Source organism: Duganella fentianensis (assembly GCF_964031615.1).
Classification (GTDB): domain Bacteria; phylum Pseudomonadota; class Gammaproteobacteria; order Burkholderiales; family Burkholderiaceae_D; genus Rugamonas; species Rugamonas fentianensis_A.
In genome coordinates this window covers 69,550-88,443 of record NZ_CAXIQN010000003.1, presented here as the reverse complement: position 1 = coordinate 88,443, position 18,894 = coordinate 69,550, and the positions used below count along the sequence as shown (strand labels likewise).

The following is an 18,894-nucleotide window of genomic DNA, read 5'->3' as shown; positions in this document are numbered from 1 at the left end:
AGTATGGATACCAGCCCGGAAATGCCTGTCAAACCGACGGTACTGATAGTCGACGATACGCCGGAAAATCTGTCGCTGATGAGCGAGCTGCTGCGTCACGCGTACAAGCTGAAGATCGCCAACAGTGGCGCGCGTGCGCTGAAGCTGGCCACCACCGGCGACCTGCCTGACCTGATCCTGCTCGATATCATGATGCCTGAGATGGATGGCTATGAAGTCTGCCAGATACTCAAAGCCCATCCGGCCACGCGCGATATTCCCGTCATTTTCTTGACCGCCAAAGCCGATATCGAAGACGAGGAAAAAGGCCTGCAGATCGGTGCTGTGGACTACATCACCAAGCCGGTCAGCCCGCCCATTCTGCTGGCGCGGCTGAAGATCCATCTGGCACTCAAAGCCCATGCCGACTTCCTGCGCGATAAGAGCGCGTTTCTGGAGCAGGAAGTGGTACGCCGCACGCGCGAGGTCACGGCGATACAGGACGTCACCATACTGGCCATGGCCTCGCTGGCAGAAACCCGCGATGCCGATACGGGCAACCATATCCGCCGTACCCAGTATTATGTGCAGGCGCTGGCATTGAAACTGCGTAGCCACCCGCGCTTTGCAGCCTTGCTGACTGATGACTATATCCGCATGCTGTTCAAATCGGCGCCACTGCACGATATCGGCAAGGTGGGCATACCGGACCGCATTCTACTCAAGCCGGGCAAGTTCGATGCGGCTGAATTCGAGATCATGAAGACCCATACCACGCTGGGACGCGATGCTATCGACCATGCCGAGAAACAGCTGGGGATGGAGGTGAATTTCCTCTCGATGGCCAAGGATATCGCCTACAGCCATCAGGAAAAATGGGATGGTTCGGGCTACCCGCAGCAACTGGCTGGTGATGCCATCCCCGTGGCGGCACGGCTTATGGCCGTGGCCGATGTGTACGATGCGCTGATCTGCCGGCGCGTCTACAAGGCCGGTATGCCGCACGAACAGGCGGTGGCGCTGATCGTTGAAGGACGCGGCAGCCATTTCGATCCTGATGTGGTGGATGCCTTTGTGGCCTTGCAGGACGAGTTCCGCAGCATCGCCGCGCGCTTTGCCGATAGCGATGAAGATCTCGAGCAGAAGCGCGAGCAGATCGCCCGCGTCGGCGGCTAGTTAGCGCGTGGTGGAGGCGGGTGCCGGCCAGACGGCTGGCAGGGCGTCGATCTGCTCGATCAGGCGACGGGCGATCAGCTGGTGATCGGCCTGCGACGGATGCCAGTCGCAGCTATCCAGACTTAGCGGCGCGAGTTCGACCAGACTTACTCGTTCTTCGCCGTTCTGGCGTAGTTGCTGCACCACAGCCTGATTGGCTTGCCGCAGCTCGCTATCAGGCGCACCGCTCGCCCAGAGTATTAGCTGCGCGTGTGGATAGCGCTGGCGCAGCGTGCTGATAAACGTCACATAGGTGCTGACAAAATCAGCCTTCAGAGCCGCGCGGTCGGGCCAACGCTCCTTGCTGGCCAGCGCGGTGGAGAAATCATTGGTACCCAGCCCCAGCACGAGGTAATGCGGCTGCCATGCGCCAGTGCCGGCAGGCTTGCCATCAGCGTCATCGCGTACGCTGTGATCGAATAGCAGATAGGGGTAGGCCTGCGGCAGCGTATCGGCGGCCATACCGGCGTAATTGCGCACGATGCCGCGGCCGGAAATTGCGTGGATGCGGTAGTCGGCCTGATAGTGGCGCGCAACGATGGGACCACTGGCCTGACCGTTATCGGTACTGGCCCAGATCTGTTCTGCGCTGCACTGGTGCGTGTGCGACTGGTTGCCATAGCCTACTGTGAACGAATCACCGATGAATTCAATGCGGCGCGCGCTGGCAGGAGGCAGCGTTGCGCTGCTGTCAGGTGCTAGCCAGACGCCGCCAAAGCCACGCGCGCCGTCCTGCTGCTCGCTTACCAGTTCGATGCGTAGCCGGTGCCGGCCGGGCCCCATGCCGGCTAGCCGGTACTGGGCGGCCAGCGGCGGCTGCAGGCTGGCGATACGCTCGCCATCGAGCCGGATCTGCAGGTGTTGTTTGCCTGCAGGTAGGCGCAGATAGGCGCTATCGCCCTGCAGGTCGGTATCGAAATAGACGCCGGGCCATTGATAGCGCCAAACTCCGTCCTGCTGCACGGCGCGCCCGCCGACGGCCAGCGGCGCAGGCTGCAGCGCGATGCCGCCGTCGTGTGGCGTGAGGGTGGCGGCTAATATTGGCATGCATAGCGGTGTAACCAGTACTACCGCTAGTGCAGTGATCAGTTTTTTCATAAGCTAGGCTATGCGTGCAGGTGCGCGCTGCGGATGGATGGAGCTGTATTGTGGCGCCAGATAGTGCCGCGAGCAATTACGAAAATCACCAAGCGGCGCCATGATTCATGCTGGAAGGCGCTTATTTCTGGCGCCGCTTGACCAGTTCGAACCAGCCCATACACAGCAGCGCCACGGCCATGCTGGCCGCTAACTGGATGCCGGATGGCAGGGCAAATGCGAACAGGCTGCGCACCGCGTCTATGCCCGTAACCACTGCCAGTAACAGCAGGGTGGCGGCGCTAATCCAGTAGAACGGCCGGTTGGCCTGATGGCTGCGCTGCCACGCGGGCAGGCGCCAGCTGAGGTTACAGAAGATCAGCCCCAGATTGGCCAGCACCAGCGCTACGAAGGTGGCGCTGCGCGCCACTTCCGTGCTGGTGCCGCTCCAGCGCAGCAGCGCATGCCAGCCTAGTAATATCAGTAGCAGCATGCCGCCTTGCAGCAGGCCGCGCTGCAGAATAGCTGGTTCGAACAGGCGCTGGCTGGTTGGGCGTGGCGGGCTATACATGGCGCCCGCTTCGATCGCCTCCGCCTCGAATACCAGCGAGCAGGCTGGATCGATCACCAGTTGCAGGAACAGTATGTGTACCGGCATCAGCAGCATCGGCCAGCCTAGCAGCACGGGCAGGATGGATAGACCGACGATGGGTACATGCACGGCGACGATGAATACAATCGCCTTGCGCAGATTGGCAAACAGGCGGCGGCCATGCTGTACCGCTAGCAGCAGCGAAGAAAAATCATCCTTGAGCAGCACCAGTGCGGCCGCTTCGCGTGCCACATCGGTGCCGCGTGCACCCATGGCCACGCCGATGTGCGCCGCCTTCAGGGCGGGGGCATCGTTGACGCCATCACCTGTCATGGCGACGATTTCGCCGCGCGCCCGGAAGGCCTGCACCAGCTGCAGCTTCTGCTCCGGCGCGATGCGGCAGAACACCCGGTAATCGGGCAGGCGCGTTGCCAGTGTCGCGTCATCCAGTGCGGCCAGTTCGCTGCCCGTCAGCACGCCGCCGTGGATGCCGGCCTGACGTGCAATGGCGCTGGCAGTGGCCGGATGGTCGCCCGTAATCATCACCACCTGCATGCCGGCGGCATGGCATTGCGCCACGGCCTGCGGCACTTCCGGCCGGATCGGATCCTGCAACCCGACCAGACCGAGGAACTCGAACGCGAATACATGCTGGTGATCTGGTAGCACCGGCTCGCTGAAGCGGGCGCTGGCGACGGCAATTACACGCAGACCCTGCTGTGCCATGGCCGCCACCTGTTCGCTGATGCGCACGCTGCGTTCGGCATCGAGGTGGCACAGGTCGATGATGGCTTCCGGCGCGCCCTTGGCTGCCACCACATAGGCGCTGCCGTCGGGCGATTGCCACACGCGCGACATGGCCAGCAATTCGCGCGAGAGCGGGTAGTCATCGATCAGTTGCCAGTCGCGGTGCAGGTGTTCGGTGTTGGCTAGCCAGTGTGTGCCTGCCGTGGTGATGGCCTGTTCCATGGGGTCGAAGGCCTGACGGTGGCTGGCCAGTACCGCATATTCGAGCAGGCCGTGTAGCTCGTCCGGTAGCGTAGCCGGCAAGGTGGCCGGGGCCGTGCTGGCATCGACAAAGCTGGTCTGTTCATTGCACAACCCCTGTACCTGCATGCGGTTGGCCGTCAGCGTGCCGGTCTTATCGACGCACAGCACGCTGGTCGCGCCCAGCAGCTCGATGGCGGGGATGCTGCGTGCCAGTATCTGCGAACGGCCCAGCCGCCATGCGCCGAGCCCGAGAAACAGGGTCAGGATGACCGGCAGTTCTTCCGGCAGGATGGCCATGGCCAGCGTTAGGCCAGCCAGCACACCCTGCAGCCATGCGCCGTTCAGATACCAGTAGACCAGTGCCAGCGCAGCAGCCAGCAGGGCGCCGCCGGTGGCGACGGCTTTGACTACGGCGGCGGTCTCGCGCTGGATCGGCGTCAGCTCGCCGCCCAGCGCGGCCAGACTGGCGCCTATCTTGCCCAGCGCACTGGCGCTGCCGGTGGCGCTGACCACGCCGCGCGCGCTGCCCTGGGTAACCAGCGTGCCAGAGTAGATGCGCGATTGTGCCGCGTCGGCGCCCGTCTGTTTGCTGACGGGGACAGATTCTCCCGTGAGCAGGGATTCATCCAGCATCAGGTTGGAGCTGCTGAGCAGATCGATGTCGGCCGGCACGCGGTCACCTTCGGCCAGTAGCACCACATCGCCAACCACCAGTTCGCGTCCGGCGATGCGCACCTGCTGGCCATCGCGCAGCACCAGTGCGCGTGGCGCGGACAGGTCGCGCAGCGCATGCAGCGAACGTTCGGTGCGGCGCTGCTGGAAAAATGTCATGGCGATCACGATGACGACGAAACCCAGCAGCATCAGCGCTTCGTCCGGATCGCCCAGCAGCAGATAAATGGCGCCGCAGCCGACCAGCAGCAGGAACATGGGTTCTGCCACCACGTCGGTCAGTAGGCGCAGATTGCTACGTGGGCGCGTCACCGGCAGTTCGTTGGCGCCCATGCGGAGTAGCCGCTCGCTGGCTGTACGGGTGGAGAGACCCTGTTCGATAGATTGCGACGGCGGATTCTGCATAGACGATCTGGTGCGGAATAGAAGAATAAGGGGGGGCGCTGCGGGTCAGCGCCGCTGCGCGATGGTTGTATGACTTCTGCGCGACGCAAAAATCTGCGCTTGCTCAGAATTCCTTAATAACTTGCGGCGACTATGAGACATGATAATCAATGGCAGGAAGTACAACATGAAACCGGTAGAACAGTCTAGTCATTCCTCGGCAGCGGGTGCTGCGGCCAGCCCGGTGCGGGTGTGGGATGTGCCGGTGCGGGTGTTCCACTGGCTGCTGGCATTTTGCTTCGCGGTGGCCTATCTGACTGCCGAACTGGATGACTGGCGCCTGCTGCACGTAACACTGGGCTACACGGTAGCGGGGCTGGTGCTGTTCCGGCTAGTGTGGGGTATCTGTGGCACTCGCTACGCGCGGTTCAGCAATTTTGTGCGTGGGCCGCAAGCGATCGCGAACTACCTACGTTCGCTGCTGTCCGGCCGTCCGGCGCATTACACGGGGCATAATCCGGCCGGCGCTGTGGCCATCGTGCTGATGCTTGCGCTGGCATTGCTGCTGACTACTGCCGGCTGGCTGCTGTACACCGAGCGGGTGGGCGAATGGATGGAGGAAGTTCACGAGACGCTGGCCAATCTGATGCTGATGGTGGTACTGGTCCACATCGCCGCAGTGCTGCTGTCTAGCCGCCTGCATGGCGAAAATCTGGCGCGGGCAATGTTGACAGGGATGAAAGCGGGGCATGAGGGCGCGTCCAGCCAGCCGCCACGCACGTTCGTGGCACTGTTGCTGTTGCTGGCAGTACTCGCGTTCTGGCTGTCGTGAGCATTAGAGGGTTTACTTCATTATTGAAAGTTTCCACAACGAAAGTTAATCTGGTCGATTTTTTTCCTGTCTGAGGCTCATTATAATTGCCGTTTGGAAATTTTATCCATGCACGCATCGCACGGCGCATGTTGAATGGATGAGCAACAACAGGAGTCGGCATGCGCCAGAATCTGCCCGTGACGGGCAACGAATATGTTTTACCACCGCAGCGCCCGCTGGTTTCGAAGACCGATCTGGCCGGACGCATCATTTACGCCAATCCCGCCTTTATCGAAGCCAGCGGCTACAGTCAGGAAGAATTGCTGGGCGCGCCCCATAATCTGGTGCGCCATCCCGATATGCCGCCGGCTGCGTTTGCCGATCTGTGGCAGACCATACAGCAAGGCATGCCATGGACGGGACTGGTGAAGAACCGCCGCAAGAATGGCGATTTCTACTGGGTGGTGGCGAATGTCACGCCGACCATGGAAGGTGGCCGCGCTACCGGCTACCTGTCAGTACGTACGGTGCCCGAACGCCATCAGATCGCCCGCGCCGAGCAACTGTATCGCCGCCTTGCGCGTGACGGTGCCGCCGCCGGCACACTACATCACGGGCGCCATGTGGCGGCCGGTCTGTCCGGCTGGATCACCCGCATGCGGCGCGTACCGGCCCGGCTGTGGTGCCGCGTCATGCTGACGGCACAGGCGCTGCTGCTGGGGGCACTGGGCGTGGCTGGCTGGAGTGTCCATAACGATGGCACGGAATCGATCTATGCACTGGCCGGTGCTGCCGGTGTGGTGATGACGGTGGTGCTGGCGTTGCTGCTGGAACGTAGTGTGCTGGCACCGCTGCGCGGTGCGTTACTGAGTGCACGTGCACTGGCAGCCGGTGATCTGAGCGTATCGATCGAAGTCGGTGGCGACGAAGAAGTGGCACAGCTGCTGCGTGCGCTGCGCCAGATGAATATCAATCTGGTGGCCATTATTGGCGATGTGCGTACCAGTGTGGAATCGATCAATACGGCCACGCGTGAAATCGCCGCTGGCAATCAGGATCTGTCGCTGCGTACGGAAGCGCAGGCCGCCAGTCTGGAACGCACGGCGGCCAGTATCGAACAGCTGGCGGCAATGGTGCGCCAGACCGCCGCTAATGCCCAGCAGACCAGTACGCTGGTGGCCGAGGCTTGCACCGTGGCCAGCGAAGGTGGTGCCGTGGTGACGCAGGTAGGCGCGACGCTGGGGGATATCAGCCAGTCGGCCGAGAAGATCAATGACATCATCGGCCTGATCGACGGGATTGCGTTCCAGACCAATATTCTGGCGCTCAATGCAGCGGTGGAAGCAGCGCGTGCAGGAGAACATGGACGCAGCTTTGCTGTGGTGGCGACGGAAGTGCGTCAGCTGGCTCAGCGCGCAACTGCGGCGGCGGGCGAAATCAAGCAGCTGATCAGCGCTTCGGTGGAGAAGATCGCGCAGGGTGACCAGCTCGGACGCAAGGCGGGTCAGACCATGACCGGCGTGGTGGCTTCCGTGCAGAGCGTGGCGGAAATTGTCAGCGATATCGCGCGTGACAATCTGCAGCAGAGCAGCGGGGTGGATGAAATCAACCGCACCGTGCTGGAAATCGATGCTGGCACCCAGCAGAACGCGGCCATGGTGGAGCAGGCCGCTGCCGCTGCCGCCCAGCTGGACGAGCAGGCGGCCCATCTGGCGCAGGCGGTGGGGCTGTTCAAGTTTTCGCCGCGCCGTAACGGCCGCGAAAGGTCACGCCTGCTGGCGCGGCCGGCACCGCAGTTGCTCGGCTAGTTCGCACCAGTAAGCCCGTACCTGTAAGTCCGCGTCGATTAGCCCGCACCGGTTTGTGCGCGGCGGCGGGGAAGTACGGCGCGTGCCGCACTGCCTCGCCCGCAGCGGCAGGCCTGCCGCTATAATGGCTGCTTCATTTTGCCGGTGCGCGCCATGTTCGAAATTAGCCAGTTACGCTGTTTTGTTGCTGTTGCCGAGGAATTGCATTTCAGTCGCGCGGCCGAACGGCTGAACATGACGCAGCCGCCGCTAAGCCGTCAGATCCAGCTACTAGAACATAGTGTAGGCGCGCAGCTAATCGACCGTAGCAGCCGCGTGGTGAAGCTGACGGCAGCAGGCAAGGCCTTTCTGCCGGAAGCGGCGCGCATATTGCGCATGTCGGAAGAAGCCGGGCTGATGGCGCGGCGGGTGGCGCGCGGCGAGCAGGGGAGTCTGGCCATCGGCTTTACGTCAGCTTCCGGCTACACGCTGCTGCCGGAAGTGGTGCGCAGTCTGCGCGAGCGCACGCCGAATATCGCGCTCACTCTCAAGGAATTAGTCAGCACTGCACAGGTGGAAGCACTGAATGCGGGCTTGCTGGATATGGCGCTGATGCGCCCGCACGCATTGCAGGGCGAGCTGGTCAGCCTGCCCATCAAGACGGAAGGCATGCTGCTGGCCGTGCCGGCCGACGAAGCTGCGCAGTGGCCGCAACAGCCTACGCTGGCCTGTCTGCATCAGCGTCCGTTCATCATGTATTCGCCTTACGAGGCTAGACCGTTCTACCAGATGCTCACGGCCCGTTTCGAACAGGCCGGTGTGGTGCCCGATGTGGTCGAGCATATCGGGCAGGTGCATACCATGCTGGCACTGGTGAGCGCCGGCGTGGGCGCGGCGCTGGTGTCGGAATCATGTCTGCGCCTGCAGTTCGACGGCATCGTGTATCGCCCTATGCAGACGGAAGCTGTGAGCACCGTCTGCACCTACCGGCGCGATAACGAAAACCCGATTCTGCAGGTATTTATCCGCGAACTGCTGCCGCAGATCCAGCGCAACAATCTGGCTGGCGCGGCCTAGTTCGCGGGCCGAACTCAGGACTTAGCGCACCAGACAGGGGCGCTTGTTGTCGAACTTCCAGTTCGGGATCAGGAACTGCATGGCGGCGGCATCATCGCGCGCGCCCAGCCCCATATTGCGGTAGGCCTGATGGGCTTTTTCCAGTTCGACTTCATCGAGTTCGATGCCCAGCCCCGGCTTGGCCGGTACGTGCACCATGCCACCCTGAATTTTCAGCGGCTCTCTGGTCAGGCGCTGGCCGTCCTGCCAGATCCAGTGGGTGTCGATGGCCGTCACCTTGCCCGGTGCGGCGGCGCCCACGTGGGTGAACATGGCCAGCGAAATATCGAAGTGGTTGTTGGAATGCGAGCCCCATGTCAGGCCGAACATCTGGCATAACTGCGCCACGCGCACGGAACCCTGCATGGTCCAGAAGTGCGGATCGGCCAGCGGAATATCGACCGACTGCAGCGAGATCGAGTGCGCCATCTGGCGCCAGTCGGTGGCGATCATATTGGTGGCGGTTGGCAGGCCGGTGGCACGGCGGAACTCGGCCAGCACTTCACGTCCCGAATAGCCATGCTCGGCACCGCAAGGGTCTTCCGCGTAAGCCAGTATGCCGTGCTTGTCGCGGCAGACGCGGATGGCTTCGGCCAGCGACCACGCACCGTTTGGATCGAGCGTGATGCGCGCATCGGGGAAGCGCTCGTGCATGGCGACGATGGCTTCCATTTCTGCGTCCGCTGCCAGCACGCCGCCTTTGAGCTTGAAGTCATTGAAGCCATAGCGCTCGCGCGCCGCTTCGCACAGACGCACGATGGCGTCGGGCGTGAGAGCGACCTCATTGCGCAGGCGGAACCAGTCGTTATCGGCATCGGGCTCGCTGCGGTAGGCCAGCGTAGTCTGCTTGCGGTCGCCCACATAGAACAGATAGCCCAGCATTTCTACGGCTTCGCGCTGCATGCCCTCGCCCAGCAGGGCCGCGACGGGCACGTTCATGAACTGGCCCAGCAGGTCGAGCAGGGCCGATTCCACTGCCGTGACAGCGTGGATGGTGGTGCGCAGGTCGAACGTCTGCAGCCCGCGTCCGCCCGCATCGCGGTCGGCAAAGGCGCTGCGCATATCGTTGAGGATGCGGTTGTAATCGCCGATAGTGCGGCCGATGATGAAGCTGCGCGCATCCTCGATGGTCTTGCGGATGCTTTCGCCACCCGGTACTTCACCCAGCCCGGTGTTGCCGGCGCTGTCCTTGAGGATGACGATGTTGCGGGTGAACCATGGGCCGTGGGCGCCGCTCAGGTTGAGCAGCATGCTGTCCTGACCGGCGACGGGAACGACGCGCAGGTCGGTGACAACGGGAGCTTGGTGGACGGTGGTATTCATGTAAGCCTCGGTAGAAGTAAAAGTGTTTCAAGTACGCAGTGATTTGCTCAGGGTGACGCGACGGATATCGCCCACCACCAGCAAGTAGCAGGCAATCGCCAGTGCTGCGTTGGCGCCGACATACAGCAGCGCGCCGGCAAACGAGCCCGTGGCATCGACGATGTAGCCGATCACGATAGGGGTGGTAATGCCTGCCGTATTGCCGAAAGTGTTGAACAGTGCGCCACTGAGGCCGCCCGCTTCTTTGGGCGAGGTGTCGGAGACTACCGCCCAGCCCAGCGCACCGATGCCCTTGCCGAAGAAGGCCAGCGACATCACGGCCACCACCAGCGCATCGGTATCGATGTAGTTACAGGCGATCATGCTGGTCGACATCAGCATGCCCAGCACGATAGGCACTTTGCGCGACACCGACAGCGAGTAGCCCCGTTTGGTCAGACGGTCCGACATCCAGCCGCCCGTGAGTCCGCCGAGGAAGCCGGCGATCGCCGGTAACGAAGCGACAAACCCGGCTTTAAGGATGGTCATGTGGCGCTCCTGTACCAGATAGACGGGGAACCAGGTCAGGAAGAAATAGGTAAGGGTGGTGATGCAGTACTGGCCGATGTAGACGCCCACCAGCATGCGGTTGGACAGCAGTTCCTTGATGCAGGCTAGCGTATCGACCTGCTTGGGGGCGACCGTGCGGGCGCCGCCTTCCAGATCGACCAGCGCGCCACCCTGCTGGATGTAGTCGAGTTCGGCCGCATTGATGCTTGGATGCTGCTTCGGGCCGTAGATAACTTTAAGCCAGACGAAGGCCATGGCGATACCGATGGCGCCCATGACATAGAACACGCTGTGCCAGCCCAGTGTATGCACCAGCCAGCCCATGATGGGCGCGAACAGCACGGTAGCGAAATACTGTGCCGAGTTGAACACGGCCGCCGCCAGCCCCCGTTCGTGGCTTGGGAACCATGCCGAAGCAATGCGGCTATTGCCGGGGAAGGAAGGCGCTTCCGCTGCACCGACCAGCAGGCGTAAGGTGAACAGGGCCGCCACCGCGGCAGCGCCAGTAAAGAAGCCGGCTGCCCCCGTGAACAGCGTGAACAGCGACCACAGGAAAATGCTGAAGAAGTAAGTGATTTTCGAACCGAAGCGGTCGAGCAACCAGCCGCCCGGTAGCTGGGCCAGCACGTACGACCAGGCGAAGGCCGAGAACACAAAGCCCATCTGCACCGCTGACAGGCCCAGTTCCTTTTTGATTTCCGGACCGGCGATGGAAATCGTCGCGCGGTCGGCGTAGTTGATGGTGGTGATAGCGAACAGCATGGCCAGTATCAGCCAGCGCTTGTTGCTCATGCCGGCAGCGCGGCTGGCGCCGGTGATGGTAGTGGTTTGTTCCAAGTGAGTCTCCTGTATTGTTGTTCTGTGGCTTAGAACGTGTGGCGGATGCCGAGGTTATGGCCGGTGTTGCCCGTGCCGGCCTCGGTGTTGTTCGCCACCGTGTAGCCGGCGCCATGCTGGTTGCTGATATGGCCGTAGGCGGTGTAAAGGCCGGTGCGTTTCGACAGCTGGTATAGATAGCCTATGCCCCATGCGCTGGCATCCTGATTGAAGCTGCTGCGGTCATCCTTGTGCATGGCAGAGAATAGCAAACTGCCGTTGCCCAGCGGTGCGCTGAAGCCCAGCAGCCATTCGCGCCCGTCGGTGGAGGCAGTCGGCTTGACGCCGCCGTAAGGATTATTGGTATTGCCCAGTGGCGCGCTGTTATAGCCGCGGTCGATGGCGTAGCCGGCGTGCAGCTTGATCCAGCGGAAGTCGTAATTGGCGCCCAGCAGGAGGTTGCGGCCCAGATCGCGGCTAACAGCTGGCGTGCTGGCGGTATCGGCATTCTTGCTGTTGTAGGCCAGGCGCACGGCCAGCGGGCCTTGCGTGTAGCCGACGGCGGCGCCGATCTGGCGGCCCGCCGCGGCCACGCTCTGTTCGCCCATGCTGTAGGCCAGTTCGGCATCGACGCCTTGTACGCGCGGTGTAGCATAGGTGACGGTATTGCTGCTGCGGATATTCGTGCCCCAGTCAGGGAACAGGTTCTTTGCGGAGCCGGCGTAGCCCGTGTTGAACGGATCGACGATATTCACCAGCGTGGTGTGATACGGCGTGTACTGACGGCCCACTGCCAGCATGCCGTACTGGCTGCTTTTCAGTCCTACCAGCGCCTGCCGGTTGAAGATGGTACCGGCGGCATCGATTTCGCCCGTATCGATCTTGGTGCCCGCTTCGAGGATGAACAGGGCGGACAGGCCGCCGCCCAGATCTTCCGTGCCGCGCAAGCCGAAGCGCGAGGCCGCTGCCGCGCCGCTGGTGACTTTGCTCAGGTGGCCGGCGGCACCACCGCTTTCGCCGACCAGTGCAGCATCGATCATGCCGTACATAGTGACGTTGCTGGTGTTGGTGCTGGTGCTGTTGCTGTTGCTGGCAGCCTGGGCGCAGGCGCCCGTGGCGGCGAACGCCATGAAGATGGCGGTAGCAGATTTCATTGTTGTCTCCATGCGGATGGTTATATGCCGCTGCAGCTTGGCAGGGCTGGTTCTTGGTTCTGGAGAGATCATAGGTGGGCATCAATACCTGATCAAACCAAAGCATGGATGGATCAATTCAATTTTTGAATTGGAGCGAAGGCATAGGGTTGTGATACCCATGTTCAGATCAGACCGTGGCGACCAGGCCACGTACCGTTTGGATAACGTTAACGATGTTTTGTATGCCAGTAGCGAAACTCTGTACAATCAGCCGCTGATCGGTATCTCTTGAGTGGATAGGCAATGGCAAACAAAAAAACCAGCGTAACGCTGGTGGATGTGGCACGGGTGGCCGGGGTTTCCGTGATGACGGCTTCGCGTGCGCTGAGCGGCGATGGCTACGCGTCGGAAGAAACCCGCAGCAAGGTGCAGGCAGCGGCCAAGCAACTGGGTTATGCGCCGAACGCGCTGGCGCGCATGATGAAGGGCGGTAAAACCAATGTCATCGGCATCGTCGTCAACGATCTGTCCTCGCAGGTGGTGAATGCCTTTGTTACTGCGCTCAGCGTGGAAGTGCGCAAGGTGGAGATGGACATGTTCATCTACAGCACCATGGGCACACTGGGCGAGGGACGCGGCGCAGCTGTCAGCCAGATGCTGCATGGGCTGTGGGATGGCCTGATCTATGTGCTGCCCTGCATGACGGATGATTTTCTGAAGTCGCTGGAATCGGCCAGCAGTCCCGTACTGCTGCTGAACTACTTCCGCCACGAGACGGCACTGCCGGTGGTGCGCGGCGATAACTACAACGGTGCACAGGATGCCGTTTCCCACCTGATCGAGCTGGGCCACCGGCGTATCGCCTTTGTAGGCGGCACGGCTTTCACAGGGCAGAGCGATCTGCGCGAGCGCGGCTATCTGGCGGCGCTGGCCGAAGCGGGCATCAAGGCTGATCCGGCGCTGATCTATCAGGGCAATTTCCAGGAACTGTCCGGACTGGAAGCGGGGCGCCACCTGCTGGCGCTGGAGCAGCCACCGACCGCCATCTTCGCTGCCAGCGATACCATGGCACTGGGCTGCATGAATGCCATCCGCGAACGGGGACTGGCGATCCCGCAGGATATTTCCGTGGCCGGCTTCGATGATATTCCTGCTGCCTCGCTGGCGCAGCCGCCGTTGACGACACTGCGTCATCCGTTTCAGGCCATGGCGCAGGCGGCCGTGCAGGAACTGCTGCGGCGTATCCGCAGCGAGCCGGGGCGGCGCCAGCGCGTGGAGTTCCCTAGCGAATTCGTGATCCGCGAAAGTACCGGCCCGGCCCCCCGCACGGCAGGGGCGGGACGCAAACGTGCGGCCAGCCGCAAAGCCGATGCGGCCTGAGTGATGGCACGCCCCGTCCTGCCGACGGCAGCGCGCCAGCACTGGTTCAGCGCCGGCTTGCTGGCGGTGTATGCCTTACTGCTGCTGGGCGGTCTGGGCTGGTCGCTCAAGGAGCGCGCCATACCGGATATGTTCAAGGTGCAGCTGCGCCAGTTCAGCGACAATCCGGTGCTGCTGAATAGCCTGCTGGGTGCCTTGCCGGCGCTGATCAGCATGCTGGTAGGCCCGCTGGTGGGGGCGTGGAGCGATCGTAGCCGCTGCCGTCTGGGCCGGCATATTCCGTTTCTGCTCGCTTGCGCACCGCTGATTTCGCTCAGTCTGGTGGGGCTGGCATATAGCCGTGCATTAGGCTTGCAGCTATGGCAGCTGGCCGGTGCCGCGGCGGATGAGCAGAACTACTATGTGCTGGCCTGTATGTGCTTGTGCTGGACCAGCTATTCGCTGTTCACCATCATCGGCAATGCGCTGTTCATCGGGCTGATTAATGAACTGGTACCGCATGCGATTATCGGGCGGTTTTTCGGCGTGCTGCGCATCGTCAGCCTGGCCGTGGGCGTGCTGTTTTTCTACTACTGCTTCGGCAACGAGCTGACGTCCGTGGCCCAGTCCATCGTGCTAGGTATTGCTGGTGCATATCTGCTGAGTTTTCTGCTGGTCTGCTACGGCATCGTGCGGCTGCGCGCGCGTGGCATGCTTGCGCCTGCCGCACACCAGCCGGCACTGGCCAGCGGCGCCGTGCCGGCCGATTCCCATCCTGATCGCTGGACTTATTCGCTGCTGTTCGTGGCGATTGCGATGGGGGCGATCTGCGTGCTGCCGGCAAATATCAATAGCTACCACGCCATCGGCCAGTTCGCGGTGGATTTCCGTTCCTATGGCCGCACCACGGCGGCCGGCTATGCCGTATCCATTCTGCTGGCGTGGCCGATAGGGTGGCTGGCGGATCGCTACCATCCGGTGCGCATAGGCTTTGGTGCCATGCTGGTGTATGCGGTGTGCATGCTGGCAGCGTGGTGGCTGGTCACGGGGCCCACTTCGTATCTGGTCTGGCTATTCGTCCATGTAGTGGTGGCCGGCGTATTCCTGACCGGTACCGCCTCGCTGCTGCCCCTGACTATGCCGCGCCAGCAGTTCTCCTCGCTGGCCGCACTGTCAGCCGCGCTGACGGCGCTGCTGACGGTGATCTTCTCCATGCTGCTCGGTTATCTGCTGGACCGCAACGGCCATGATTACCGGCTGGTGTTTCTGGCGGCAGGACTGGTGGCGCTAGCCGGTGCAGGCTGCTGGTACCGGCTGTTGCGCACCTTCCGCAGGCGCTAACGCCGTACCGGACAGGCTGCGGCTATCGTAGCTGCGCCAGTTGCGCTGCCAGCGTGCCAGCGCCTCCAGATAGTAGTAGTCGCCCCACAGATTGCATTCGTCCACGCCCAGTCCGATCTGGCGGTGGTAGGTGCCGTGCCTTAGCAGGCCGCCGGCCTGCGGCAGGCGTGCCGCGCACTGGCTTTGCAGCGCCTGCGTCAGTTCGATGGCCGCCTGCTGGTAATGCTGCTGGCGCGCACCGGCCGGGAGTTGCGACGCCAGATCGAACAGGCCGCAAGCCGCGATGGCACAGGCCGAACTATCGCGCGGCTCGCCGCTGTCCAGCGGCAGACTCAGATCCCACAGGGCGATGCGGTCGGCCGGCAGGTGGGCCAGAAAGTAGTCGGCAATCCGGCAAGCGGTATCGAGCAGATCCAGCTCGGGTAAGTGGCGCTGATTCAGAGCGAAGCCATACAGCGCCCATGCCTGCCCCCGTGCCCAGCATGAATCGTCCGACCAGCCCTGACGGGTGCTGGGGCGCAGCGGCGTGCCGCGCACCGTATCGAAGTAATAGGTGTGATAGGTGGCGCCATCGGGGCGTACCAGATGGTCGCGGGTGCGCTGCACATGGATGCGCGCCGCATCGGTATAGCGGCGCTCGCCACTGACGGCGCTGGCCCAGTGCAGCAGGGGCAGATTCATCAGGCAATCGATGATGGTGCGGCCGTGCTCCTGTGGATCGTCCAGCCGGCCCCACGCCTGTATGATACCGGCGCCCGGCAGAAAGCGCGCCAGCAGCAGATCGGCTGCGGCCATGGCGGTGCTGCGCGCACCGGGCAGGGCGCATAGCTGATCGGCGGCGACATGGCTGAGCAGGTAGAGAAAACCCAGATCATGGTGTTCCAGTTCGCGCCTCGCCTCTAGACGGCGGGCAAAGCTGGCCGTCTGCGCGCGCGCGGCATGGGCGAACTGGGGCTGGCCGCTCAGTTCATAGGCTAGCCACATCAGGCCGGTCCAGAAGCCGGTGGTCCAGCCGACGTTGGCGCCCAGTGGGGCGCCCTCGGCATGACGGGGCATGTAGTGCTGCTGCGCACTGGTATCGGCAGGGAAGTGGTGGCCGAGACGGCATAGCGTTGCCTCGAGCTGTTGCAGGGCTAATTCCAAAGGGGGTACTCATCTTATAATATCAATAAGAGAACGTTACCATTACAACTACCAATAGGCAAGCAGATTTAGCCACCTGATGGTGCAGGATTTTCCACATCGGCGTGGAAATTTTGTCACACAGGCTGGTGTTTTCGAGATTTTGTGTGGTATCGTTAACTCACTGGGTCGCACACAGCGTCCATTCACCATCCATTTATTTTTCAGGAGCTTAGATGCCCACTACCCGCCGGACCTACGCAACGCTGGCCGCAATGTGCGCTGGTGCCTATTTCACTACTGCGACGCCATGGCTGGCTTTACCAGCCGTGGCCGCTGAAGTGGCAACCCAGAGTGCGGCAGCCGCACAGAATCCGGCCCAGGTGCTGCGTACCATGGAACGGGTGGCCGATTGGCAGCTGGCCCATCCCACCGGTTATCCGCTGGAAGACTGGACCGAAGGCGTGGGCGATGCGGGCATGATGGCGCTGGCCGGCATTTCCGGCAGTGACCGTTATCTGCAGGCGATGCGACGCGCGGCCGAACAGAATGCATGGCGCCTCGGCCCCAGCATGTACCACGCCGACGATTATGTGGTGGGGCAGACCTATGCCGAGCTGTATCAGCACTTCCGCGAACCGCACATGATTGCCCCCATGCGCGCCCAGTTCGATTACATGCTGGCGCATCCCCGTCCCGGTTCGCTCAACTGGAAGACGCCCGGTGTGCAGCACCGCTGGTCGTGGTGCGACGCGCTGTTCATGGGGCCGCCGGCGTGGGCGCGTCTGAGCGCCGTGACGGGCGATGCGCGCTATCTGGAATTCGCCATCCAGAACTGGTGGCTGACCTCCGACTACCTGTACGACCGCGAAGAACATCTGTATTTCCGTGATAGCCGCTTCTTCGGCCAGCGCGAAGCCAATGGTGCCAAGGTGTTCTGGGGGCGCGGCAATGGCTGGGTGATGGGAGGCCTGGTACGCATGCTGCAGTACATACCGGCCCAGCATGCGCAGCGCGAGCGCTTCGTCCAGCAATACCGCGAGATGGCGCAGCGTCTGCTAGGCTTGCAGCAGGCCGATGGCCTGTGGCGTTCCAGTCTGCTCGATCCGGCCAGCTACCCGAACCGCGAAAGCAGCGGCACGGCGCTCTACACCTATGCGCTGGCTTGGGGGGTGAATCAGGGCCTGCTGCCACGCAGCGAGTTCGAGCCGGCCGTGCGCAAAGCATGGCAGGCGCTGGCCAGCCATGTGACGGCCGAGGGGAAGCTGATCCATGTCCAGCCTATCGGGGAGGATCCACGCAAATTCGATCCCCAGTCCACCGACGTATTTGCCGTGGGCGCTTTCCTGCTGGCCGGTAGCGAGCTGTATCGCATGGGGCTGGTGGAGACTGCCGGTGTGCACGAGATCAGCGTCGCTAATCCGTCTAACGAAGCGCGGCTGGAGCAGTCGGTCGAATGGCCGCTGACGCAACCGGTGCAGGTGATGGATGCTCTGACCTCGCGCATACTGCCTAGCCAGCGCTTGAACAATGGCGTGCTATTCCAGACTGATCTGGCAGCGGGCGAGACGCGCCGCTTCCTGCTGCTGCCACGCCAGCACGTACCAGCCGCGCCGCCAGTGCGCGCGCGCGCCCATGCCCGCTTCGTACCGGAGCGTCTGGATGATTTCGCGTGGGAGAACGATAAGGTGGCACACCGTACTTATGGGCCTGCCGTGATGCGCGATCCGAAGGAGCAACTGGTTTCCAGCGGCATCGATGTGTGGTCCAAGTCGGTGCGCAAGCTGGTGCTGGACGACTGGTATCAGCGCGCCGACTACCATCAGGACCACGGTGAAGGGCTGGATTTCTACCATGTAGGCACCAGCCGGGGCTGCGGCGGGCTGGGTATCTATGCCGGCAATCAGCTGTACACCTCGCAGAATTTCAGTCAGTGGAAAGTGCTGGCCGATGGTCCGCTGCGGGCCGAATTCGAACTGCGCTTCGAGCGCTGGGATGCAGCAGGCCGCCCTGTGGCCGAAGTGCGTCGTGTGCAGCTCGATGCGGGCAGCCATTTCAGCCGGGTCGAGAGCCGTTTCAGTAGCACGCAGCCGGGGCCGCTGGTGGTCGGCGTGGGCATAGCCCAGCGCGCAGGCGAGGGACAGTACCGGCAGAACGCGGACAGCATGAGCTACTGGGAACCGGCTATGGACAACGGTGGCAACGGTGGCGGTAATGGCAGCAATGCCTGCGCCGTGATCATGCCGCAGGCCAGCGGTTTCGTCGCCCAGCAGGGACATTATCTGGCACTGGGCAGCGCCCAGCCGCAGGCGCCGTTTATCTACTATCTGGGCGCGGCGTGGAGCAAGGGTGGCGATGTGGCCGATGCTGCCGCATGGCAGGCGCAGGTGGCAGCTGCAGCACGGCGCTATGCGCAACCGCTCAAGGTGCAGCAATTGCGTTGAAGCGTTTGGCGCAGCATAGCGGCTGGCCGTGGTGCAGCCGCGGCGGCAGTGCCGGGACATGTGGTTTTTTAGGAGTAGCAGTGAAAAGGGCGTGACAGTCTAGAAATGTGGATGTTATCCTTACCACATCGATAGTCGCCAGGCAGGGCGGTTTTTTTTAAGGGTTGTGAGATAACGT

The 18,894-nt window shown here is 62.5% G+C and carries 13 protein-coding genes; 7 read left to right on the top strand and 6 right to left on the bottom strand.

What is annotated here, in order from left to right; all coding sequences use genetic code 11:
• Window positions 1–3: 3 nt before the first annotated feature.
• On the top strand, window positions 4–1,155 hold the full coding sequence (locus ABNT42_RS01315) for a two-component system response regulator (protein ID WP_348692967.1): 1,152 nt from the start codon (window positions 4–6) through the stop codon (window positions 1,153–1,155).
• On the opposite strand, the gene ABNT42_RS01310 is transcribed toward ABNT42_RS01315, so the two are convergent.
• Both ABNT42_RS01310 and ABNT42_RS01305 read right to left on the bottom strand, forming a co-directional pair.
• Window positions 1,156–2,241 carry a GDSL-type esterase/lipase family protein gene (locus ABNT42_RS01310; RefSeq protein ID WP_348692964.1) on the bottom strand — a complete coding sequence of 362 codons (1,086 nt, stop codon included), beginning with the start codon at window positions 2,239–2,241 and terminating at the stop codon, window positions 1,156–1,158.
• Between the two features lie 172 nt (window positions 2,242–2,413).
• Window positions 2,414–4,930 carry a cation-translocating P-type ATPase gene (locus ABNT42_RS01305; RefSeq protein WP_348692961.1) on the bottom strand — a complete coding sequence of 839 codons (2,517 nt, stop codon included), beginning with the start codon at window positions 4,928–4,930 and terminating at the stop codon, window positions 2,414–2,416.
• Window positions 4,931–5,096: 166 nt separating this feature from the next.
• Between ABNT42_RS01305 and ABNT42_RS01300 the strand changes: the two genes are divergently transcribed.
• From ABNT42_RS01300 to ABNT42_RS01290, 3 genes are all read left to right on the top strand, one after another.
• Entirely contained in the window at window positions 5,097–5,741 is a 645-nt protein-coding gene (locus tag ABNT42_RS01300; protein WP_348692958.1) for a cytochrome b/b6 domain-containing protein, read from the top strand.
• A gap of 161 nt (window positions 5,742–5,902) precedes the next feature.
• Window positions 5,903–7,531 (top strand): methyl-accepting chemotaxis protein, encoded by a 1,629-nt coding sequence (locus tag ABNT42_RS01295; protein WP_348692955.1) that lies wholly within the window; start codon window positions 5,903–5,905, stop codon window positions 7,529–7,531.
• Window positions 7,532–7,684: 153 nt separating this feature from the next.
• On the top strand, window positions 7,685–8,587 hold the full coding sequence (locus ABNT42_RS01290; RefSeq protein WP_348692952.1) for a LysR substrate-binding domain-containing protein: 903 nt from the start codon (window positions 7,685–7,687) through the stop codon (window positions 8,585–8,587).
• Between the two features lie 21 nt (window positions 8,588–8,608).
• Here the strand turns inward: ABNT42_RS01290 and gudD are convergent, their stop codons facing one another.
• The 3 genes from gudD to ABNT42_RS01275 all read right to left on the bottom strand — a co-directional run bounded on the left by gudD (window position 8,609) and on the right by ABNT42_RS01275 (window position 12,468).
• Window positions 8,609–9,949: a glucarate dehydratase gene (gene gudD, locus ABNT42_RS01285; RefSeq protein WP_348692949.1), complete on the bottom strand. Its 1,341-nt coding sequence runs from the start codon at window positions 9,947–9,949 to the stop codon at window positions 8,609–8,611.
• Window positions 9,950–9,976: 27 nt separating this feature from the next.
• Window positions 9,977–11,290 (bottom strand): MFS transporter, encoded by a 1,314-nt coding sequence (locus ABNT42_RS01280; RefSeq protein ID WP_348693283.1) that lies wholly within the window; start codon window positions 11,288–11,290, stop codon window positions 9,977–9,979.
• A 74-nt stretch (window positions 11,291–11,364) separates the two neighbouring features.
• Entirely contained in the window at window positions 11,365–12,468 is a 1,104-nt protein-coding gene (locus ABNT42_RS01275) for a porin (protein ID WP_348692946.1), read from the bottom strand.
• A gap of 285 nt (window positions 12,469–12,753) precedes the next feature.
• Between ABNT42_RS01275 and ABNT42_RS01270 the strand changes: the two genes are divergently transcribed.
• Window positions 12,754–13,830 carry a LacI family DNA-binding transcriptional regulator gene (locus tag ABNT42_RS01270; RefSeq protein ID WP_348692944.1) on the top strand — a complete coding sequence of 359 codons (1,077 nt, stop codon included), beginning with the start codon at window positions 12,754–12,756 and terminating at the stop codon, window positions 13,828–13,830.
• A 3-nt stretch (window positions 13,831–13,833) separates the two neighbouring features.
• A complete protein-coding gene (locus tag ABNT42_RS01265) occupies window positions 13,834–15,150 on the top strand; it encodes a hypothetical protein (protein WP_348692941.1) in 1,317 nt (438 codons plus the stop codon).
• Here ABNT42_RS01265 and ABNT42_RS01260 read toward each other — a convergent pair.
• Window positions 15,097–16,293, bottom strand: coding sequence for a glycoside hydrolase family 88 protein (locus ABNT42_RS01260; RefSeq protein WP_348692938.1), 1,197 nt, complete (start codon window positions 16,291–16,293; stop codon window positions 15,097–15,099). The genes ABNT42_RS01265 and ABNT42_RS01260 overlap by 54 nt on opposite strands.
• A gap of 215 nt (window positions 16,294–16,508) precedes the next feature.
• Here ABNT42_RS01260 and ABNT42_RS01255 point away from each other — a divergent pair, with 215 nt between their 5' ends.
• Window positions 16,509–18,716 carry a glycoside hydrolase family 88 protein gene (locus tag ABNT42_RS01255; RefSeq protein WP_348692935.1) on the top strand — a complete coding sequence of 736 codons (2,208 nt, stop codon included), beginning with the start codon at window positions 16,509–16,511 and terminating at the stop codon, window positions 18,714–18,716.
• The last annotated feature ends 178 nt before the right edge of the window (window positions 18,717–18,894 follow it).

Coding starts and splice junctions, on each gene's coding strand:
- ABNT42_RS01315 (WP_348692967.1), top strand. CDS start 4: ATGGATACCAGCCCGGAAATGCCTGTCAAACCGACGGTACTGATAGTC.
- ABNT42_RS01310 (WP_348692964.1), bottom strand. CDS start 2,241: ATGCCAATATTAGCCGCCACCCTCACGCCACACGACGGCGGCATCGCG.
- ABNT42_RS01305 (WP_348692961.1), bottom strand. CDS start 4,930: ATGCAGAATCCGCCGTCGCAATCTATCGAACAGGGTCTCTCCACCCGT.
- ABNT42_RS01300 (WP_348692958.1), top strand. CDS start 5,097: ATGAAACCGGTAGAACAGTCTAGTCATTCCTCGGCAGCGGGTGCTGCG.
- ABNT42_RS01295 (WP_348692955.1), top strand. CDS start 5,903: ATGCGCCAGAATCTGCCCGTGACGGGCAACGAATATGTTTTACCACCG.
- ABNT42_RS01290 (WP_348692952.1), top strand. CDS start 7,685: ATGTTCGAAATTAGCCAGTTACGCTGTTTTGTTGCTGTTGCCGAGGAA.
- gudD (WP_348692949.1), bottom strand. CDS start 9,949: ATGAATACCACCGTCCACCAAGCTCCCGTTGTCACCGACCTGCGCGTC.
- ABNT42_RS01280 (WP_348693283.1), bottom strand. CDS start 11,290: ATGAGCAACAAGCGCTGGCTGATACTGGCCATGCTGTTCGCTATCACC.
- ABNT42_RS01275 (WP_348692946.1), bottom strand. CDS start 12,468: ATGAAATCTGCTACCGCCATCTTCATGGCGTTCGCCGCCACGGGCGCC.
- ABNT42_RS01270 (WP_348692944.1), top strand. CDS start 12,754: ATGGCAAACAAAAAAACCAGCGTAACGCTGGTGGATGTGGCACGGGTG.
- ABNT42_RS01265 (WP_348692941.1), top strand. CDS start 13,834: ATGGCACGCCCCGTCCTGCCGACGGCAGCGCGCCAGCACTGGTTCAGC.
- ABNT42_RS01255 (WP_348692935.1), top strand. CDS start 16,509: ATGCCCACTACCCGCCGGACCTACGCAACGCTGGCCGCAATGTGCGCT.